This is a genomic window from Halolamina sp. C58 (assembly GCF_051195095.1).
In the GTDB taxonomy this organism is placed as follows: Archaea; Halobacteriota; Halobacteria; order Halobacteriales; family Haloferacaceae; genus Halolamina.
In genome coordinates this window covers 54,876-70,403 of the sequence record NZ_JBNTJY010000003.1, presented here as the reverse complement: position 1 = coordinate 70,403, position 15,528 = coordinate 54,876, and the positions used below count along the sequence as shown (strand labels likewise).

The window sequence follows — 15,528 nt, the reverse complement described above, 5'->3', positions numbered from 1 at the left end:
ACTAAGTGCCTGTCTAGGTGTGTCCCTCCTCGCTTTCCTGGAGGTCATTATATCGCTCCAGTTCACGACCGACCTTTTCGATGGCCTCGATACCTCGCTCGACGAGCTGATAGGTTTCTCGCGACAGCCGCAGCGTCTCCATCAGTGCTCCCCCTCCGCGGGTTCGATGAGGTCGTTGCTCTCCTTTGCGAACTTCTGGATTACCTGTTCCACGTCAGCCTCCTCGTCAACCGTCCGATGTGCAAGCGGGGTAGGATATGCACGGTCGCCCTGGCTGCAGAGAACGACCAGCCACTCGTCGCTTCCATCCCCGAGTACGATGTAGTGGTCGCGATCAGCGCGCTGGAAGACCCGCCGGTCCGGGCGGGAGACGGTTCGCCAGTTCTCGGGGAGCGTCGGCGACGGCCGTCCGCCGTCGGGGAGCGCGACGACGTCGTCGGTAAGGGTCGCCATCGCGGCGTCGATCTCCTCGCCGGTGAGGTGCCAGCACGCCGCTGCACCGTCGCACTCCAGCTGTGAGACCACCTGATTCCGGAACGCGATGTAGTGCTCACGGGCGAACTGTTCATCGTCGTAGTAGTCGAGGAGGAGCGCGCACGCGAGCTGGGTGGGCCCGCTACCTCGATACCCGACGTCGAAGCCACTTGGACTGTGGTTGACGAGATCGAGACTGCGGTCGGGTGTGAGTTCTGTGTCCTCGGGACGGCGAGTGACAACGAGCTCTCCTCGTCGACGTCGGCCGACGTACGCCGTCGTCATTTGAATCGCCCCCGTTCGTCCCGCTCGCGATCGGACACGTCCCACTCGTGGTCTGTTGGTTTAATCTCGGACCCGAAGCCGTGTCGTTCGGCGTGTTCGGTCCGACTGAGGAGTTCGAGATTCTCCGGCCTGTTGTCCCACCGGATGCCATTCTTGTGATGAACGTGCTTGTCCGCGACATCGTCGAACCCGCGCTCTGCGACCATTACGAGCCGGTGAATCCCGACGGAGTCTGTGGTTCCACGATAGTTCGAGGCGCAGATGATGTAGCCACGGTCGGTGAACACGGCGGGATGCCGTCGCCGGTTCGGGGCCGCCTCGCGTGCGTCTCGACGAGGAATGTCGAACTTCTGCATCCACTTTGAAACCGTCTGTTGTGTACAGCCCAGTTTGTCCGCGATCTTGACCGTGCTCAACTCCTGTTTCCAGTAGAGTTTGTAGAGGAGCGATTCGTCTCGCCAGGGGTACTCTGAGTCGGTCATGGCTCGGTTGTGGGGAGTGACTTCCCCCGCACCCCTTTCGGGGGCAACAAACACTACCGACCGGAATCGTACTTGAATTTCAGACCGATAAATAGCCTACAGGAAGCGGGAAACAGCTCGATGACCTACTAACGTACTACGGGTGTTTCTGCCAGTTCGTAGATAGTTCTGCGAGTCGTGCTGAATTCAGAGGTTGTATGCAGCAGTTGGTCGCCGTTTGTTTCTACCTATCTTCGACGAAACAGCCGTTGGTAGGTATGCATATTTTTCTCCACAAGGCACTTACAATCACGGAGACTCCATACTACTGATGAAACGCCGAAAATGCGTCCTCGGACTTACGTCAGTCCTCCCCCTCATTTCCGGCTGTTCCGGCGTACTCACCAATAATTCAGAACCCGAGCAGGAGGGCAGCGAAACTCCGGATCGAAATAGCTCAACGACTCATCTTTCGCTTTCAATTGAATCACAGCTAACCTCAATTGAAGCAAAATACGAGCTGTCTCTCGTCCGCGGAGTGACACAGGACCATCCACCACAGATTCAAGCCGTCTTAACGAATACCTCCGATTCCCGCCGTGAATTCACGTTTGGATCTCAAGCCCCACTTTCCCCGCAAGCGAATGACGGTCCAGAACAGAAACTTCACTTGCGGACTCCCCCCTCAGATGGAGACTATGGTGCTGACGGTTGCTGGCAGTCTACATCCGATGCGTGGAAAATGAACGCGACGATTGCCACGCTTCAGCCCGGGGAAAGCACCTCAAATACACTTGATGTTCTCGCTGCACCAGATGTAGATGGAAAGAGGTACTGCCTTCCAAAAGGGGAGTTCACGTTCATCAACAAGGTAGGCGAAGGCACACTACGCTTCACCATCTCTGTAAAATAGTTTGCTTGTACTTAGCGTTCCCGCCAGCAGTTTAAGCGGTAATGACGTGACCGATTCACGCTATATATCAGCAGCCTCCTTCTGACAGATATTGGGCAAATCAGGTCTTGGACTGTCGCAGCGCACTTCTATACTTACCGATCACCCGGTCCAGCGGGGAACTATTTTAGAATCCCGTCTCACGTCAGTCGTTTTGATCGGCCCCTCTAGCTGTGGTTGACGAGGTCCAGACTGCGCTCGAGGGAGAGTCGCCGATGCTCCGAGAGGTTCAGGACGACGGCTTGGCCGTCGACGCGGAAGCCGACGTATTCGACTGTGTCTCGGTGAGACTGACCGGGCGATGCTTCTGGAACCGAGTCCGAACTTGCTACAGGTACATTCCCGTTCATTCGTTGCTCGCGGGCGGTTCGGTGACCCCCGCACCCCTCTCAGGGGTTCAACAAACAGGACGGCGTAGCGTTCGGCAACGTATTTGGCAGTTGCAACGTACTGTCCACATAATTGAGGATGGCTGTACTGGACGATCTCTCGGGGTTCGAGTTCGAGGACGTGATGGAGGACGTGTTTCGCAACCTCGGCTACGAGAACGTCCGCCAGGCCGACCGCACGGCTGACGAGGGTCGCGACGTCATCATGGAGGAGGTCGTCGACGGCACGCGGCGCGCGATCATCGTCGAGTGCAAGCACACGGGGACGGTCGGGCGGCCGGTCGTCCAGAAGCTCCACTCGGCGATCGCGACGTTCGACTTCGACGGCCCCAAACGCGGAATGGTCGTCACGACCGGCCGGTTTACGAACCCTGCCCAGGAGTACGCCGACCGCCTCCAGCAGAACGACGACCCCCATCCAATCGAGCTGCTCGACGGCGAGGACCTCCGGGAGATCGCCGACGAGATCGGCCTCGACCTCTACAACGGGCGCATCGAGATTCTCTGCGACGAAACGCTACGTCCCTACGACCCGGCCGCCGACGTCGACGCACCCGTCGAAGAGGCATTCCGCGATGTCGAGAACATCGAGGCTGCCGACCTCCTAGACCCACACTCATCGGTGACGTTCCGGCCGGTGGTCGCGGTCACGGCGGACACGAACGCCGTCTTCGAGACGTCGGTGGGCGTTATCCATCGGATCAACGACCGATCGCGATTCGTCGCCCACGCCGAACGCGGACAGCCACAGGTCGCGGACGAGGACGTCGCAACGCTGGTCACCGAGAACCTTCACGCGACGGTCGACCTCGATGCCGAGCAGTTCGGAGAGGTGTTCGACGCCGTCGAGGAGCGCCGGTTCGGACAGACCCAAACGGAGTACAAGGAGTGGGCCGTCGAGCGACTCCAGCAACACCACACGACGACGGTCACCTACACCGGCGACAACAACGTCACGTACAACAAGACTTGCGAGCCGAACCGCTCGGACATCTCCGTCCAGTCGATTGAGCCGGTGTACCTCCCCGAAGTTCGGCACACCACCGACATCCAGGAGTACACCTACCCCTACGAGTACTACGCGGCAGGCCCGTCACGAGTGACCGCCGAGGACGGCATCCACCGCTGCGTTCATTGTGACACGAGCGGCGGCGACGAGACGTACACCTACTGTCCGAACTGCGGGGCCATCGCCTGCTCCAGCCACATCAAAACGGAGCGGCTGGAAGGCGAGCCGATCTGTACGGGCTGTGCCGTGACGGAACGGTTCGCGCTGAAGACGAAGTACTTCTACGACGAGGAGAACCTCGAAGCGTTCCGCGAGGAGTACGCCGATATGCCGCTTCACGAGAAGGCGATGGAGAACAAGTGGCTGGCCGGGGGAAGCGTTGTCGCGGCGCTGCTGGTCGTCGTCGGCCTACTCGTCATCGGCGGCATCATCTGAGCGGGCTAAGCGTTCACGCCGGCTCAGCGACCAGCTCTTCGAGCGCGTGCTCAAGCGGGCCGTGGAACTGCCAGCTGGCCCGCTCGAAGGCGTCCTCGGTCGGACCATCCCACCGGGGGAACGCGGAATGACCACTCACCTTGACCGTCCACTCGGACGGCTCCTCGAACGGGTTCCGGGTCGGGAGTTCAACGACGTAGAGGTACTCTTCGTCGCCGTGGATGCCGTCGGCTGGGTTCTCCACGCCGTGTCCGAGCAGGAACATCGGCTGGTCGAGGTGCTCCATATTGTCCGGCTCGAGGAGATCCGAGGGTTGGTCAGCGTGGATGCTCCGATCACGCCCTTCGTCCACGTAGAGGGTCATCGTCGAGAGCGTGTCGAGGAACAGGAACTGGGCAGCTGCGTACGCAGGCCCGCGCTCTGTTCGTGTCTCGTCGAGCAGTTCCTTCAGCTGGACAAGGTCACGGAGGACGCTGTCGGGATAGCCGTCCGAGTGGCGGTAGATTTGTGCGATGCGGTCGGTATCGGACTGTTCGCCTGCGGTCTCGCTCCGTTGGATGAATCGGAGTTGACTTCGTGTCGACATCGATCACCGCCGGCGCGTGTGCGCCGGCACCCATCGCCGGCGCAGAAACAACCTCTCCTGAATCGAGTGGGGTCTCTGGGATCTCGACGAATGGCTGAAACTGAGAAACTTAAACCCGGTTAAAAACGGATTCCGGAATTCGCAAGATGGCAGTCGGGTGGGGTCCTTGCTCGGAAACTGATGCTCTTCCAGCCCAAAGGTATGCGTATGTCATCTGAGTCTGAGAGGGGCTCACCGCTCCCCGATCCGGATGAGATTGCCAGGCGGGCCGAACGACAGCGTAGTCTGTACGAGGAGGCCGCCGAGAATCCAGACCGGGTGGTGCCAGCGATGTTCATCGAGGACTGCGCCCGGTGCGAAACGCTCGCCGATAAGCGGCGTCGTGAGGGCTTCTATAAACACTTCTATCGGACACTCCCTGACCGAGAGACGGCGAAGCTGTCCAGCGACGATCTCCCCGAGGAGATTCAGTCTGCTGCGCCCGTCCATCGTGCAATCGATGATACGACTCTCGAGGACGAGAGCGCCGACGTGGCTTCCGTCTCGGAGCTGTGGGAGCAGATCGGCACTGGTGAGCACCCGGGCAAGCTGTGTCAAGCTCCGCTGGTCCACTACATCGACCGTGAGGACTGCTATATCCACGCAGAACCAACGCGAGTCGGCTTCAGCTATGGTCTCCCCGTGTTCGTGTACAAACGCCGGCAATCGGACAACCACTACGGAGTCTTCTTCTCCAGTGAGAAGGCGTATCTGTGGCTCTGTGGGTGGATTCTGCACGCCAACGGATTCTTCGACCCGAAAGAGTTCATCCCATCACTCTACTTCTTGAAGGCCTCGGACCCATCCACAGTTGCTCCTGAGCTGGTGTCCAAAACAGAAGATCTCGTGTTTCGTAACGGATTCCCCGGCGTAGACGCGCCCGAAATCACAGACCTGCCGGACGGGGTCAATCTGTACCAATTCCCGTACAGCAAGGACACGTATGCGGATCAGTTTGCTCGATGGCGCCGTCTCTACTTCGACGAGCGAACCCCTCGTGGATGCGGGTCCTGCGACGTGTGTCGGGCGTAAATTCACCGCCTTAACGCGTGCTCTACGCCAGATGCGACACCTCTGATGGTTCCTCGAGGTCGTCGAACTCGCCGCGCTCGACAGGTTCCCAGTCCTCACCCGGCTCTGGACTCCACCAGTCGACCTTGTAGGCGCCCGGTGCACCGAGGATCTTCACGCGCGCCGACCCATCAGGCAGGTCGCGGCGCAGTTTCTCGTCGACGTGAAGGTTCCAGGTGGTGCTGGTATCGAAGCAGGCGAGCACGGCCTCCTCGTAGCCGCGTGTCTCGCGGGATTCCTGGAGTTCGATCTGGGTGTTGCAGTTCTTGCAGAACACCCCCTCGAAGGGGATGTGAGTGAAGACCTCCTGCCCGCAGACGGGACACCAAAGGAACTCGAACAGTGCCTCGCTGTGTCGGTCAAGTACTTCGAGACTCATTGGTTGACTCACCCGGTCGTACCGGGCCACCACCTCGTGCCCGGCCGAAAAACAGCGCCCACCACTCACCCACTCACCTTTCGGCGCCATAGACGATGCGTGAGGGGGCTTCGTACCCACAGTCGGGGCAGTCGTACCACCGCTGGACTTTCGCCCCGTCTGCTGCCTTCTCGCCGACGCGAACGTCGTCGTTCGGACACTCCGGACAGCTGAGGTCCGGTGCGGGCCGCTCCCGGAGTTCGTCACGGAACGACGTCGCGTCCTTCATCTCGTATCCTCGCGACCAGACCGGATAGCCGTCGACGAGGATTGCCCCACGCCATTTGTACCGGTAGGAGTCCGGGGCTCGATGCAGGACGGCTCGCGCACCGGTCTCGGTGTTCCGATACGCAAGCGTCGGCGAGCGGCTCTCGCGTCGCCAGTTGGTGATGCGAGGCATTATTCAGAAGTGGACGTCGGCGGGCACGATCCAGAGCTCCTCGCTCTCCTCCAGCACTCGATCCAGCTGCTCACGGTGACGGATCCCGTTCGCATATTCGTTGTACAGGAAGATCGTTGGCCCGTCGTAGGCGCCAACCTGGTGGAAGGCGTGCCGAGCGAGATCTTCGTCGCGCATGATCTCCTCATCGGAGAGCTCGTCGATGGCCTCTTTCACCCGGTCGAGATTCCGCTCGAACTCCTCTTTCGTCGCCTCCCAGCCACGCTCAAGCAGGTCTTGGCCGGCATCGGAGTCGACGGGGGCTGCAGTCGGCAATTCACCCCATCGCGCCTTCCCCGCAACGGACGTGTCCTCCTCATCGAACGTCACGTGGTAGTCGAAGACTGCGCCGGCGTGTGGGTCCGCGCCGACCAGGCGGTCGAACACCGACTTTCCGCTGGCCAGTGCGTCGTCGTGGGTCGATTCTTCTACCAGAGCGTAAATTACCATGTGCATCTCGAACACCTCGAAACGCCGACGCACCGGGAGTGGTTGATCGTTCGCTCCTGCTGCGCCGGCACCCATCGCCGGCGCTCGAAAAACCCTGATCTAGCGGTCGATTCTTAGGACTCGTTCGTTCGATCGACTGTGATGGTCAGGTTTCCGGACTCGTAGTCAGCTTCGAAGTCGACGGTGAACGCATCCGAGTCATATGCGGCGTGGTAGGCGCGGTGACGCCTTAGCGAGCCCGTCGCCTTGAAGTGGAAGAACGCAGCCGACGTGTAGGGCTTACTCTGCGTCTCGATTTGCGTCTCAACTGACGCCGGAAGTGCAATCTGTGGCGTGTCGGTGTCAATACTCGCAGCGAACTCCTTCGCTTCCTCGACGGTCGCCTGTGAATGTGCGGGCGTCTCGCCAGTGAGCACGTTCACCGGTGTCTCCGTCTCATCGGTGAACAGGACATCGTGGAAGGTGCGCGTCCCGAGGACTGCGTCGGGATCTAACTCGCAATCGTGGAATGGATCGTCGTCTGAATTCTCGGGCATCAAATCACGAGCCAACGGTGGGGCTCAGTCCTTTCTGCCCCAGACAAACCACAACTAGTCTCGATGTAGCGGAGGTAAGTCCCGAAAGAAGAGCGTCCTGCCCGCACTTCCCGCCGCAGAATCAGGCGTCGATGATTCGATCGGGCTCGATTCGTGACAACCGCATCGCGTTCCCGGTGACGCCGAGGCTCATCCCCATATCTCCGACAACGACTGCCAGCGCAACGCTGACCAGGCCCAGCGGCACGCCTAACGCGAGCAGAAGCTTCACGCCGAGGCTCGCCCAGATGTTCTGCCGGATCACGCCGTTGGCCGTATGCGACAGGTCGTACAGGTACGGGAGTTTCCCGATGTCGTCGCCCATCAACGCAATATCAGCCGTTTCGAGGGCGGTGTCGGTGCCCGCCGCGCCCATCGCGATGCCGACCTCCGCAGTGGCCAGCGCGGGGGCGTCATTGATGCCGTCGCCGACCATCGCGACCTCCCCGTACTCCGCCTGTAACTCCTCGACTGCGTCGACCTTCTCGTCGGGTAGGAGTTCGGCGCGATATTCATCGACACCGACCTGCTCGGCGATGGCGCGGGCGGTGCCCTCGTTGTCCCCGGTCAGCATCACCACGCGCTCGACGCCCAGCTCGTGCAGGCGTTCGACAGCCCGCTTCGAGGCCGGGCGCACCTCGTCGGCGATGGCGATTGCACCCAGCAGTTCCGACTCCGTCCCGACGATAACGACCGTCTTGCCCTCCCGCTCCAGTGAGGTGAGCGCGTCCTCGGCGAACGCCCCGTCGTCGGCCTCGGTCGCCTCTTCCGCCACGACGCCGCCGTCTGTCTCGCGGCGTGCTCGAGCGAGGTCGAAGCCCAGCTCCTCGAAGAGCGCGGGCTTGCCCGCATAGTACGTCTCGCCGTCGATCTCGCCCCGGATGCCCTTCCCCGTGAGGCTCTCGAAGCCACTCGGGTCGGGCAGGTCGCCCACGCCCGCCTCCTCAGCACGGGCGAGAATCGCCGCAGCGATGGGGTGCTCACTGCGCCGCTCCAGCCCGGCGGCGCGACGGAGCAGATCATCCTCAGTGGTGTCGCCGACCGGGACGACATCGGTGACGGCGAGTTCGCCCTTCGTGAGCGTCCCCGTCTTGTCGAGCGCGACGGCATCGACTTCGCCCATCGCTTCGAGGTAGTTGCCGCCCTTGATCAGGACGCCGTTCTTCGCGGCGCTGGTGATGCCCGACACCACCGAGACGGGTGTGGAGATGACGAACGCACAGGGGCAGGCGATTACCAGCAGGGTGAGCCCGCGGATGAACCAGGTCTGCCAGTCGCCGGCGAAAGTGAACCCGTACCCGGCCACGTCCACCGAGATGGGGTCGGCGATAACCAGCGGCGGGATAGCGGCGGTCAGGATTGCCAGCACGACGACGAGGGGTGTGTAGTAGCCGGAGAAGCGGTCGACGAACTGCTCAGACTCGGTCTTCTTCGCCTGTGCGCCCTGTACCATCTCGATGATGCGCGAGAGCGTCGAATCGCCAGCGGTCGAGGTGACCTCTACCTCGAGGTACCCCTCTTCGTTGATCGCGCCGGCGTAGACCTCGTCGCCGGCAGTCTTGTCGACGGGGACGCTCTCGCCCGTGATCGGCGACTGGTCGACTGCACTCTCGCCGTCGATGACCGTTCCGTCGAGCGGAATCTTGTCGCCGGGGCGGACGACGACGGTCTCGCCAACGTCGACCTCCTCGGCGGGAACGGTCACTTCCTCACCATCGCGAAGGACGGTCGCCTCGTCGGGCGAGAGTTCCATCAGCTCGCGCAGGGAGTCCCGTGCCCTGTCCATCGCGTAGTCCTCGAGCAGCTCGGCGATGCTGAATAGGACGGCCAGCGTGGCGGCCTCGACGAAGTAGCCGATACCGGTCGCCGCGATGATCGCCGTCCCCATCAGCAGGTCGATGTCGAGGCTTCGGTTCTTCGCGGAGTAGTACCCGCTACGGACGACGGGGATGCCGCTGGCGGCGACGGCGCCGAGGAACAGGACATCTGCGATGTGGAGCGGGTACTCGAGGACGCTCGCCACCGTGACGTTCTGTCCGGTGAGGAGGAATTCGAAGAGGAGGCCGAGCGTGACGAACGCCGCGCCGAGCCACGTCTTCTTCGCGCGAGGACTCGTCCAGACCTCCGATGGTGGCGCGATGTCGACGCCGTCGGTCGCCTGGTTGTCCTCATCATCGCCCTCAGCGTCCGAGCCCCCGACGACCTCGTAGCCGGCGCCTTCAATCGCCTTGATTACGTCGGCTTCGCTAGTCCGATCAGGGTCGTACGTGACGTTGGCCGTGCCGGTGGTCGGCTGGAGCGTGGCGTCAGTAATGCCGTCGACACGCTGGAGGCTCTTGTCCACCTTTTGGGCGCAAGAGGGACAGTCCATCTCGGGAACGGCGAGGCGGGCGGTCAGCTCACGTCGCTGTCCGCCGCCGCTCGTTTCTCCTGCTGCGTCCGGATTCTCTGTCATTACCTCACGGTAGGAGTGGGAGTTCCATATGTCTTTGTTGGAATATTCCAACTGCGGCCCTCAGTGCGATGCCAGCCGTTCTTCCGCTACCCGCTCGCCGGCGACATGTTGCTTCGCCAAATGTTCTTCCGCCCGACGGAGTCGGTAGGTGAGTGTTGACCGTGGCACGTCGAGATGCTCGGCGAGTTCGCCGACGTCGACCTCGCGGGGTGACTCGTAGTAGCCGTGTTCGACAGCGGCCTGGAGTGCGGCCTCCTGTGCTGGCGGCAGGCCGCTCGGTGTCCCGTCGCCTCCCCCAGCTGATGTCGTCGTATCCGCGGTGCGGAGCATCTCCATCTGGGCGCATTCCCCGACGGCAACCCCGAGGGAATCGAAGAACGCCGCCACATCGCCCTCGTCGGAGTGAATGAGCCGCCACGTGTAGTGGCGGCCCTCGTGACGGGTCTCGAACAGCACACCGTCGCCGAGGTGGTCGCGGGCGATGTGGGGGACTGAGGCACAGGCAGGGGTCCGCTCCCAGTCGGAGTAGAGGATGAGCGTGTCGTCCGTGCGGTCGAGGACACGGGTGGTCTGGGTTGCGCCGCAGTCCTCGGTGGCGAGACAGTCGGCGTAGTAGTCGCTGTTGCGAAACGCGTCCTCGATGGCGTCGAGTGCGTCCGGAGTGCCGGTGGCATGGTCGACTCGCCAGAGCTGGTCGGCAGTGGCGTGCAGCGAGAGTGAACGAACGCGAGCGTCGGGGTGGTCTGCGAGGGCGTCCGCCACCCTGTTGCAGCCGGGCTCGTATTCGAGAGCGAAGACGAGTTCGCGCATACCCCGACTAAGGCCTGCCACGACATAACCCATGGCTTGGGGCGATGTCTACTGGCGGGTATCAGATCACGTCGTCCGGGTCGTGAACCTCCTGCATTCGCTGTGCTTCGGCCGCGTATTGCTCCTGGAGGTCGGGGTCATCGACCATGCCAAGATTGCCGGGTTCAGCATCGACTGCTGCTGTCGTATCTCGGACGTCGGTGAAGGACGTGAGTGCGCGTTCCTTCCGATAGTACTGTTCTCCATCGGGTGTTGCGTAGGTGAGGATGATCAGGTTCTGCTCGTCATCGGAGTACGTCCGTTCGACAAGCCAAACACGAACGTCATCTTCAGACTGATTTGACATACTTAGACGTCCCCCGATATCCACTAAGGGATTGGTGTTACGGCTTGCCGAGACTCGCTGTCTCGAAGGGTGATTCTCCGGTCGGAATGAGCAGCTCCTGTCGGTCTCCGACCCGCTCAGCGAGCTTCCGTTTCAGATACTGTATCGCCGTTGACGGCGTGAAGACGCCCTTATCGAGCATGTCGCCGACGACGTCTTTGAGGGCCGCGAACTGTCCCTGTAGGTGGCCGTCGCCGACCGGCTTGCCGTCGTACCAGCGCACCGTCGCGAGCGCGCCGTTCCCGACGGTCTCTCCCTGTTCGACCGTCTCCGAGTCGTACTGCAGCCCGAACCACAGCGTCCGATAGGCGGTCACCTCGAAGGTGGGTGACACCACGAAGATCGCCTCGTGGTGGAGATAGTCGAGGTGGTCCGCGACGATCTCGTCGAGGGTGAGCCCGGTGGCACGGGGCTTCGGCTTGACGACCGACGACGGACGATCCTCGCCGGCGAGGTAGCCGTCGACGCCATCTGCTTCGAGGCCATCGGCCAGTTCCGCCAGCAGCTGTTTCGCCCACTTCGAGTCGGTGTCGTCGCCACCGAACGGTGTTTCGGCCGAGATTCGGTGCTTGAGCTTGAGATTCGCTGCACCCCAATGAGAGTAGTGGAGCGTGTACTGTCCGTCTGTGCGTTCGTACGCAACGAGTGCGCGGTGGCCCATTGAACAATCTCCTTGCAGGACGACCCACGACTGGATCGCCCCGCACCCCTCCCGGGGGACGAACAACGCTACTCGTCGATCGGGTCGGGGGAACTGAGGTCCGCGTGGAGGACTTCGCCGTCGCGAACGACGTACCGTTTCGCCAGCACGGGAAACCGGCACTTGGTAAATCCGGCTGTCTGGATGTCGAATTCTTCGTTCGGTTCGAGATACTCCGCGAGCGACCGGAGGAACTCGTGAGTGACGATGCCACCGTCGTAGTCAGGAAGACCGTTCTCACGGGCCTCGTACACTTCGAAGCTGTCGTAGCCCCAGATAACGAGTTCGCCGTCGTCGTCCACTTCCCAGTTGAGCGTCCCGAAGCAGTGGTTCTCACAGAGCTCGCGGACTGCCTGTGGATCCGATACGAGCGCGCCGGTCGATGTCGTTGCGGCTTGCAATGTTGCCATGGATTGTTCTCGGGAGCGGTCTCGCGCCCCCGCACCCTTTCAGGGGGCGAGCAACTGCTCACGCTGTGACGGCCACATGACGTTGCGCTGCCGATGCGTCGAGCTGTCAGGATTCTCTGTTGATGTCACCGTCCCTCGTCGTATTCGGTTGGGTGAGAAAATCTACCTGCTCGAGGAGCGTCGTCGCGGTGCTAATTCGCTCTCGATCAGCGGGCTCCAATTGGTCGCTGTCGATACTGGTGAGGCTACTGAGCGCGCGGTGGAGTCGATAGCCGGGGGTGTCTCGTGGATCCATGTGTGCGCCTCCGCCAATTCTCGGCGCCGAAAAACACCGGCGGGCAGTCAGCAGGTGTGGTATCGTCGGGTGGTCGCGAGCTGGCTTCTGTTAACCAACAACTCCGAGCCGACACCAGAATTGTTGGTTAATTTGACGTCGTCTTTACTGATCGGCTTCGGGTTCGGGCCCGTAGCGTGGCGTGCCGCACCGCTGACAGCCCCACATTGGCTGCCCGGTCCACTCGTCATCGGGGACAGCCTCGAATTCGCGGAATCGATGCTTAGTCTCCCGATCACACTCTCGACACTCGAGGTGAGTTCTGTTTGGGCGCTCGCGTCGTGGCTGTTCGGTATCGGTCTTGTCAACGGATTTCTGGAGCGCAATCGCTGGCACCAGCCAGAGGTCGTTGTCTGCGTCCTCACGTAGGCTTGCAAGACGAGCTTCGGTGCGAACCTCGCTCCCGGTTTCGTCGTAGAGGAACGTCGTGTGCTCGCCGTCGTGACAGGACTGCGTCGTCTCTGTCCACGCCGTCCGCTCACGAGCAGCCGCGAGCAGCTGATTACCACATTCAGACGTGACCCGTGTCGCCGAGGGGAGCGAGGGCCACTGATCGACAAGCCGTGGGGCCGGTTCCTCGTCGAGATCATAGATTAGCTTGCAGTCATCGACTACTGGGTCATCGTCTGCCTTCGCGAGGAGGGTGGCCGCAGCAGATCCCTTCCCGACGGCGCCGTAGAACGTCGACGCCTCAACGACTATGTGGATGATATGGAGGAGAGTCTGTTCGGCAGTCGATGTGTCCTGATCGTCGGCTGCTTCGAGATGGTTCGTGAGACAGAACCGGCACTTCGACTGGCCAGCGGGGATCGACGCTCCACAGGAATCGCACTCGGTCTCACCTTCTGTCGGGTCGTCTGGATAGCCCGCGTCGACGCCACCAGAGCGTTGCCGCCGGGGCTCGCCACTACTACTGGCGAGTTGATCGTCGGGAACGTGGGTCGCTTCGCCGAGCGGTCGGAGGGCTTCGTAGTCGGCGTACTGGTCGGTCATAGAGTGATCTGGCCGTATCATGCTTCGTCTTCGGGTTTAAATAATGGCTCTCACATCAATCAGCCTACAGACATACAATCGAAAATCAGCAGTGTGGGCGTTAGACAGCCAGTTCGTCCAGTGTGTCGCGGTGGGTCCGCACGGTGACCACCGAGACGTTCGCAACGTCAGCGACGTCCGACTGGGTGAGCCATTGCCCGTCTTCGCGTCCGGCTTTGTACAGACAGGCTGCAGCGAACCCGGACGGCCGAACCCCGGTGGTTGCCCCAGTCGATTCGGATGCTTCCGCCAACTGCCGAGCCCGCTGCCGGATTTGATCGGAGACGTCGAGCTCCGAGGCCAACCGCGGAACGAACGCACTGGGCGTCACGGGTTGGGCTGGCAGGCCAAGTTCCGTATTCAGCGTCGTGTATGCGTTCGTCACCCGCGATTGCTCGACGCGCGCCGACTCGGTGATGTCGTCGAGCGTTCGTGGTCGCCCGTTGCACCGACAGGCTCCGTAGACGCTTGCGGTGGCCATCGCTTCGATCGACCGGCCCTGCAGGAGGTCCTCGTTCTGGGCGCTCCGGAAGAGCTGACACGCCTGGTCACGAATCATCTCGGACAGCTCGAGTGCGCTCACGATCCGGCGAACCTCACCCAGACCGTGCGCGAGATTGCGCTCGGCTTTCGACTGAAACCGCCCCCGGCTTTGCTCTCGGCGCATCCGAGCGACCTGACGGCGCTTCCGTCCGGAGAGTCTATTCCCGTTCGCGTCGGTACCCCGACCGATCTCAGTCGACAACCCCCGGTCGTGCCGCGTCGCCGTGAGCGGCGCACCCGTCCGTTCGCGTTCGTCCTCGTCGAATACTCGCCATTCGGGCCCGTGGTCGATTCGCTGCTCGTCGACGACGAGGCCACAGTCCTCGCAGACTGTTTCGACCGCGTTCGTGGTGACTCGGCCGTCGCACTCGGGACACTGGTTCGCACTCGATTCCGTTCGGACGTCCTCGTCGAAGCCAGTTTCGTAGATGTCTCTGGTTGCCATCGTTCTCACCGTGTTTCGGGAACCCGCCAGTACAGCGAGCCCCTCACCCATTCAGGGGATGATAGAAATTATCCCATCTCACCTACGGCGATGGTGTCTCATTGAAGGGCATGCTATGGGTTGCAATAGGGAGTGAAGATGCCTCTGAGTGCCGAGGCCAGCTTTCTATCCATACATTTGCGAGGAGAAGTGAACGAACGTCAGAGAACCGCGTCTACTACCCTCTGAGAGAGGACAGTCGTAATCAAAAGGCGAATAGAGTATACTCTGAGAGGTCACATAGGCCCCAGTCACTACTTTATGAGTGACAATCCCTAATGGAAGTCACTCAGGTCTGTCCCGAACCGGTGTTTCCGACCGACCAAGGAGGTGTCTGTATCGATAAGCGCCGTCGTTTTGAGCGTGCGTATGTGACGATTCGAGCGGTGTTGGTAGTGTCTCGATGCCGTTTCGCGGTCGAAGACGTGGCATCGATGGCACCATGCGAGCCCGGATCGCAGATCTGCGCAGGCTCCCGAAGGAACCTGCGCCACACTGACAGTGGCAACCCTCGAATGACCGGTACAGCGTTGAGAGTGCGGGAAACACCGTCCACGACAGCTGTAACACTCTATAAACTTGATCCATCTCACTCGCCCAATCCACGATTTCGCGGTACGTCGCATCCATGTGAACGCACAAAAAGTGGTGAGTTAGGTGCTTTCACCCGGGAAATCCGTTGCCAGCCGGATCACTCACCGCCTTTGGACTGGCGGCACAGCGCTTTTGAACCAGCGACGCGGCTTGCTTCCCAAAGCGGAAGAGTAGTTTAGGCACATTCGGCTCTTCCGC

At 61.5% G+C, this 15,528-nt stretch carries 19 protein-coding genes and 1 pseudogene; 3 read left to right on the top strand and 17 right to left on the bottom strand.

Annotation, left to right across the window (positions count from 1 at the left end):
* Positions 1-13: 13 nt before the first annotated feature.
* Genes ACQUSM_RS14770 through ACQUSM_RS14760 form a run of 3 tightly spaced genes read right to left on the bottom strand, consistent with a single transcriptional unit; the run spans position 14 to position 1,241 of the window.
* On the bottom strand, positions 14-142 hold the full coding sequence (locus ACQUSM_RS14770) for a hypothetical protein (protein WP_435119837.1): 129 nt from the start codon (positions 140-142) through the stop codon (positions 14-16).
* A complete protein-coding gene (locus ACQUSM_RS14765) occupies positions 142-759 on the bottom strand; it encodes a DUF6166 domain-containing protein (protein WP_435119836.1) in 618 nt (205 codons plus the stop codon). The genes ACQUSM_RS14770 and ACQUSM_RS14765 overlap by 1 nt, the downstream gene beginning before the upstream one ends.
* Positions 756-1,241, bottom strand: coding sequence for an HNH endonuclease signature motif containing protein (locus ACQUSM_RS14760; protein ID WP_435119834.1), 486 nt, complete (start codon positions 1,239-1,241; stop codon positions 756-758). The genes ACQUSM_RS14765 and ACQUSM_RS14760 overlap by 4 nt, the downstream gene beginning before the upstream one ends.
* A 310-nt stretch (positions 1,242-1,551) precedes the next feature.
* Here ACQUSM_RS14760 and ACQUSM_RS14755 point away from each other — a divergent pair, with 310 nt between their 5' ends.
* The gene (locus ACQUSM_RS14755; protein WP_435119832.1) at positions 1,552-2,133 is read left to right on the top strand and encodes a hypothetical protein; all 582 of its coding nucleotides are present in this window, start codon (positions 1,552-1,554) and stop codon (positions 2,131-2,133) included.
* A gap of 209 nt (positions 2,134-2,342) precedes the next feature.
* On the opposite strand, the pseudogene ACQUSM_RS14750 reads toward ACQUSM_RS14755, so the two are convergent.
* Positions 2,343-2,522: pseudogene (locus ACQUSM_RS14750) on the bottom strand (DUF6166 domain-containing protein); the annotation flags it as partial.
* A gap of 118 nt (positions 2,523-2,640) precedes the next feature.
* Here ACQUSM_RS14750 and ACQUSM_RS14745 point away from each other — a divergent pair.
* Positions 2,641-4,005, top strand: a complete 1,365-nt coding sequence (locus ACQUSM_RS14745) for a restriction endonuclease (RefSeq protein WP_435119830.1) — start codon at positions 2,641-2,643, stop codon at positions 4,003-4,005.
* Positions 4,006-4,018: 13 nt separating this feature from the next.
* Here ACQUSM_RS14745 and ACQUSM_RS14740 read toward each other — a convergent pair whose 3' ends face one another.
* On the bottom strand, positions 4,019-4,591 hold the full coding sequence (locus ACQUSM_RS14740; protein WP_435119826.1) for a hypothetical protein: 573 nt from the start codon (positions 4,589-4,591) through the stop codon (positions 4,019-4,021).
* Positions 4,592-4,798: 207 nt separating this feature from the next.
* Between ACQUSM_RS14740 and ACQUSM_RS14735 the strand changes: the two genes are divergently transcribed.
* Positions 4,799-5,662 (top strand): hypothetical protein, encoded by an 864-nt coding sequence (locus tag ACQUSM_RS14735; protein ID WP_379730276.1) that lies wholly within the window; start codon positions 4,799-4,801, stop codon positions 5,660-5,662.
* 22 nt (positions 5,663-5,684) lie between these two features.
* Here the strand turns inward: ACQUSM_RS14735 and ACQUSM_RS14730 are convergent, their stop codons facing one another.
* The 12 genes from ACQUSM_RS14730 to ACQUSM_RS14675 all read right to left on the bottom strand — a co-directional run bounded on the left by ACQUSM_RS14730 (position 5,685) and on the right by ACQUSM_RS14675 (position 14,697).
* On the bottom strand, positions 5,685-6,080 hold the full coding sequence (locus ACQUSM_RS14730; RefSeq protein ID WP_435119824.1) for a DUF7567 family protein: 396 nt from the start codon (positions 6,078-6,080) through the stop codon (positions 5,685-5,687).
* 73 nt (positions 6,081-6,153) lie between these two features.
* A complete protein-coding gene (locus tag ACQUSM_RS14725; protein WP_435119823.1) occupies positions 6,154-6,519 on the bottom strand; it encodes a DUF7568 family protein in 366 nt (121 codons plus the stop codon).
* Positions 6,520-6,522: 3 nt separating this feature from the next.
* Positions 6,523-7,014 (bottom strand): hypothetical protein, encoded by a 492-nt coding sequence (locus tag ACQUSM_RS14720; protein ID WP_006183446.1) that lies wholly within the window; start codon positions 7,012-7,014, stop codon positions 6,523-6,525.
* 107 nt (positions 7,015-7,121) lie between these two features.
* A complete protein-coding gene (locus tag ACQUSM_RS14715) occupies positions 7,122-7,544 on the bottom strand; it encodes a hypothetical protein (protein ID WP_006183447.1) in 423 nt (140 codons plus the stop codon).
* Positions 7,545-7,665: 121 nt separating this feature from the next.
* Positions 7,666-10,038 (bottom strand): heavy metal translocating P-type ATPase, encoded by a 2,373-nt coding sequence (locus ACQUSM_RS14710; RefSeq protein WP_015299293.1) that lies wholly within the window; start codon positions 10,036-10,038, stop codon positions 7,666-7,668.
* Positions 10,039-10,098: 60 nt separating this feature from the next.
* Positions 10,099-10,848: a helix-turn-helix domain-containing protein gene (locus ACQUSM_RS14705; RefSeq protein ID WP_006183449.1), complete on the bottom strand. Its 750-nt coding sequence runs from the start codon at positions 10,846-10,848 to the stop codon at positions 10,099-10,101.
* A 61-nt stretch (positions 10,849-10,909) separates the two neighbouring features.
* A complete protein-coding gene (locus tag ACQUSM_RS14700) occupies positions 10,910-11,194 on the bottom strand; it encodes a hypothetical protein (RefSeq protein ID WP_006183450.1) in 285 nt (94 codons plus the stop codon).
* 37 nt (positions 11,195-11,231) lie between these two features.
* Complete coding sequence (locus ACQUSM_RS14695; RefSeq protein ID WP_006183451.1) at positions 11,232-11,894, bottom strand: DUF6735 family protein; 663 nt, start codon at positions 11,892-11,894, stop codon at positions 11,232-11,234.
* A gap of 68 nt (positions 11,895-11,962) precedes the next feature.
* On the bottom strand, positions 11,963-12,343 hold the full coding sequence (locus tag ACQUSM_RS14690; RefSeq protein WP_006183452.1) for a hypothetical protein: 381 nt from the start codon (positions 12,341-12,343) through the stop codon (positions 11,963-11,965).
* Between the two features lie 106 nt (positions 12,344-12,449).
* Positions 12,450-12,638, bottom strand: coding sequence for a hypothetical protein (locus ACQUSM_RS14685; RefSeq protein WP_096396460.1), 189 nt, complete (start codon positions 12,636-12,638; stop codon positions 12,450-12,452).
* 144 nt (positions 12,639-12,782) lie between these two features.
* Entirely contained in the window at positions 12,783-13,670 is an 888-nt protein-coding gene (locus tag ACQUSM_RS14680) for a hypothetical protein (protein ID WP_096396480.1), read from the bottom strand.
* A 100-nt stretch (positions 13,671-13,770) separates the two neighbouring features.
* The gene (locus ACQUSM_RS14675; RefSeq protein WP_435119924.1) at positions 13,771-14,697 is read right to left on the bottom strand and encodes a transcription initiation factor IIB; all 927 of its coding nucleotides are present in this window, start codon (positions 14,695-14,697) and stop codon (positions 13,771-13,773) included.
* Positions 14,698-15,528: the final 831 nt, after the last annotated feature.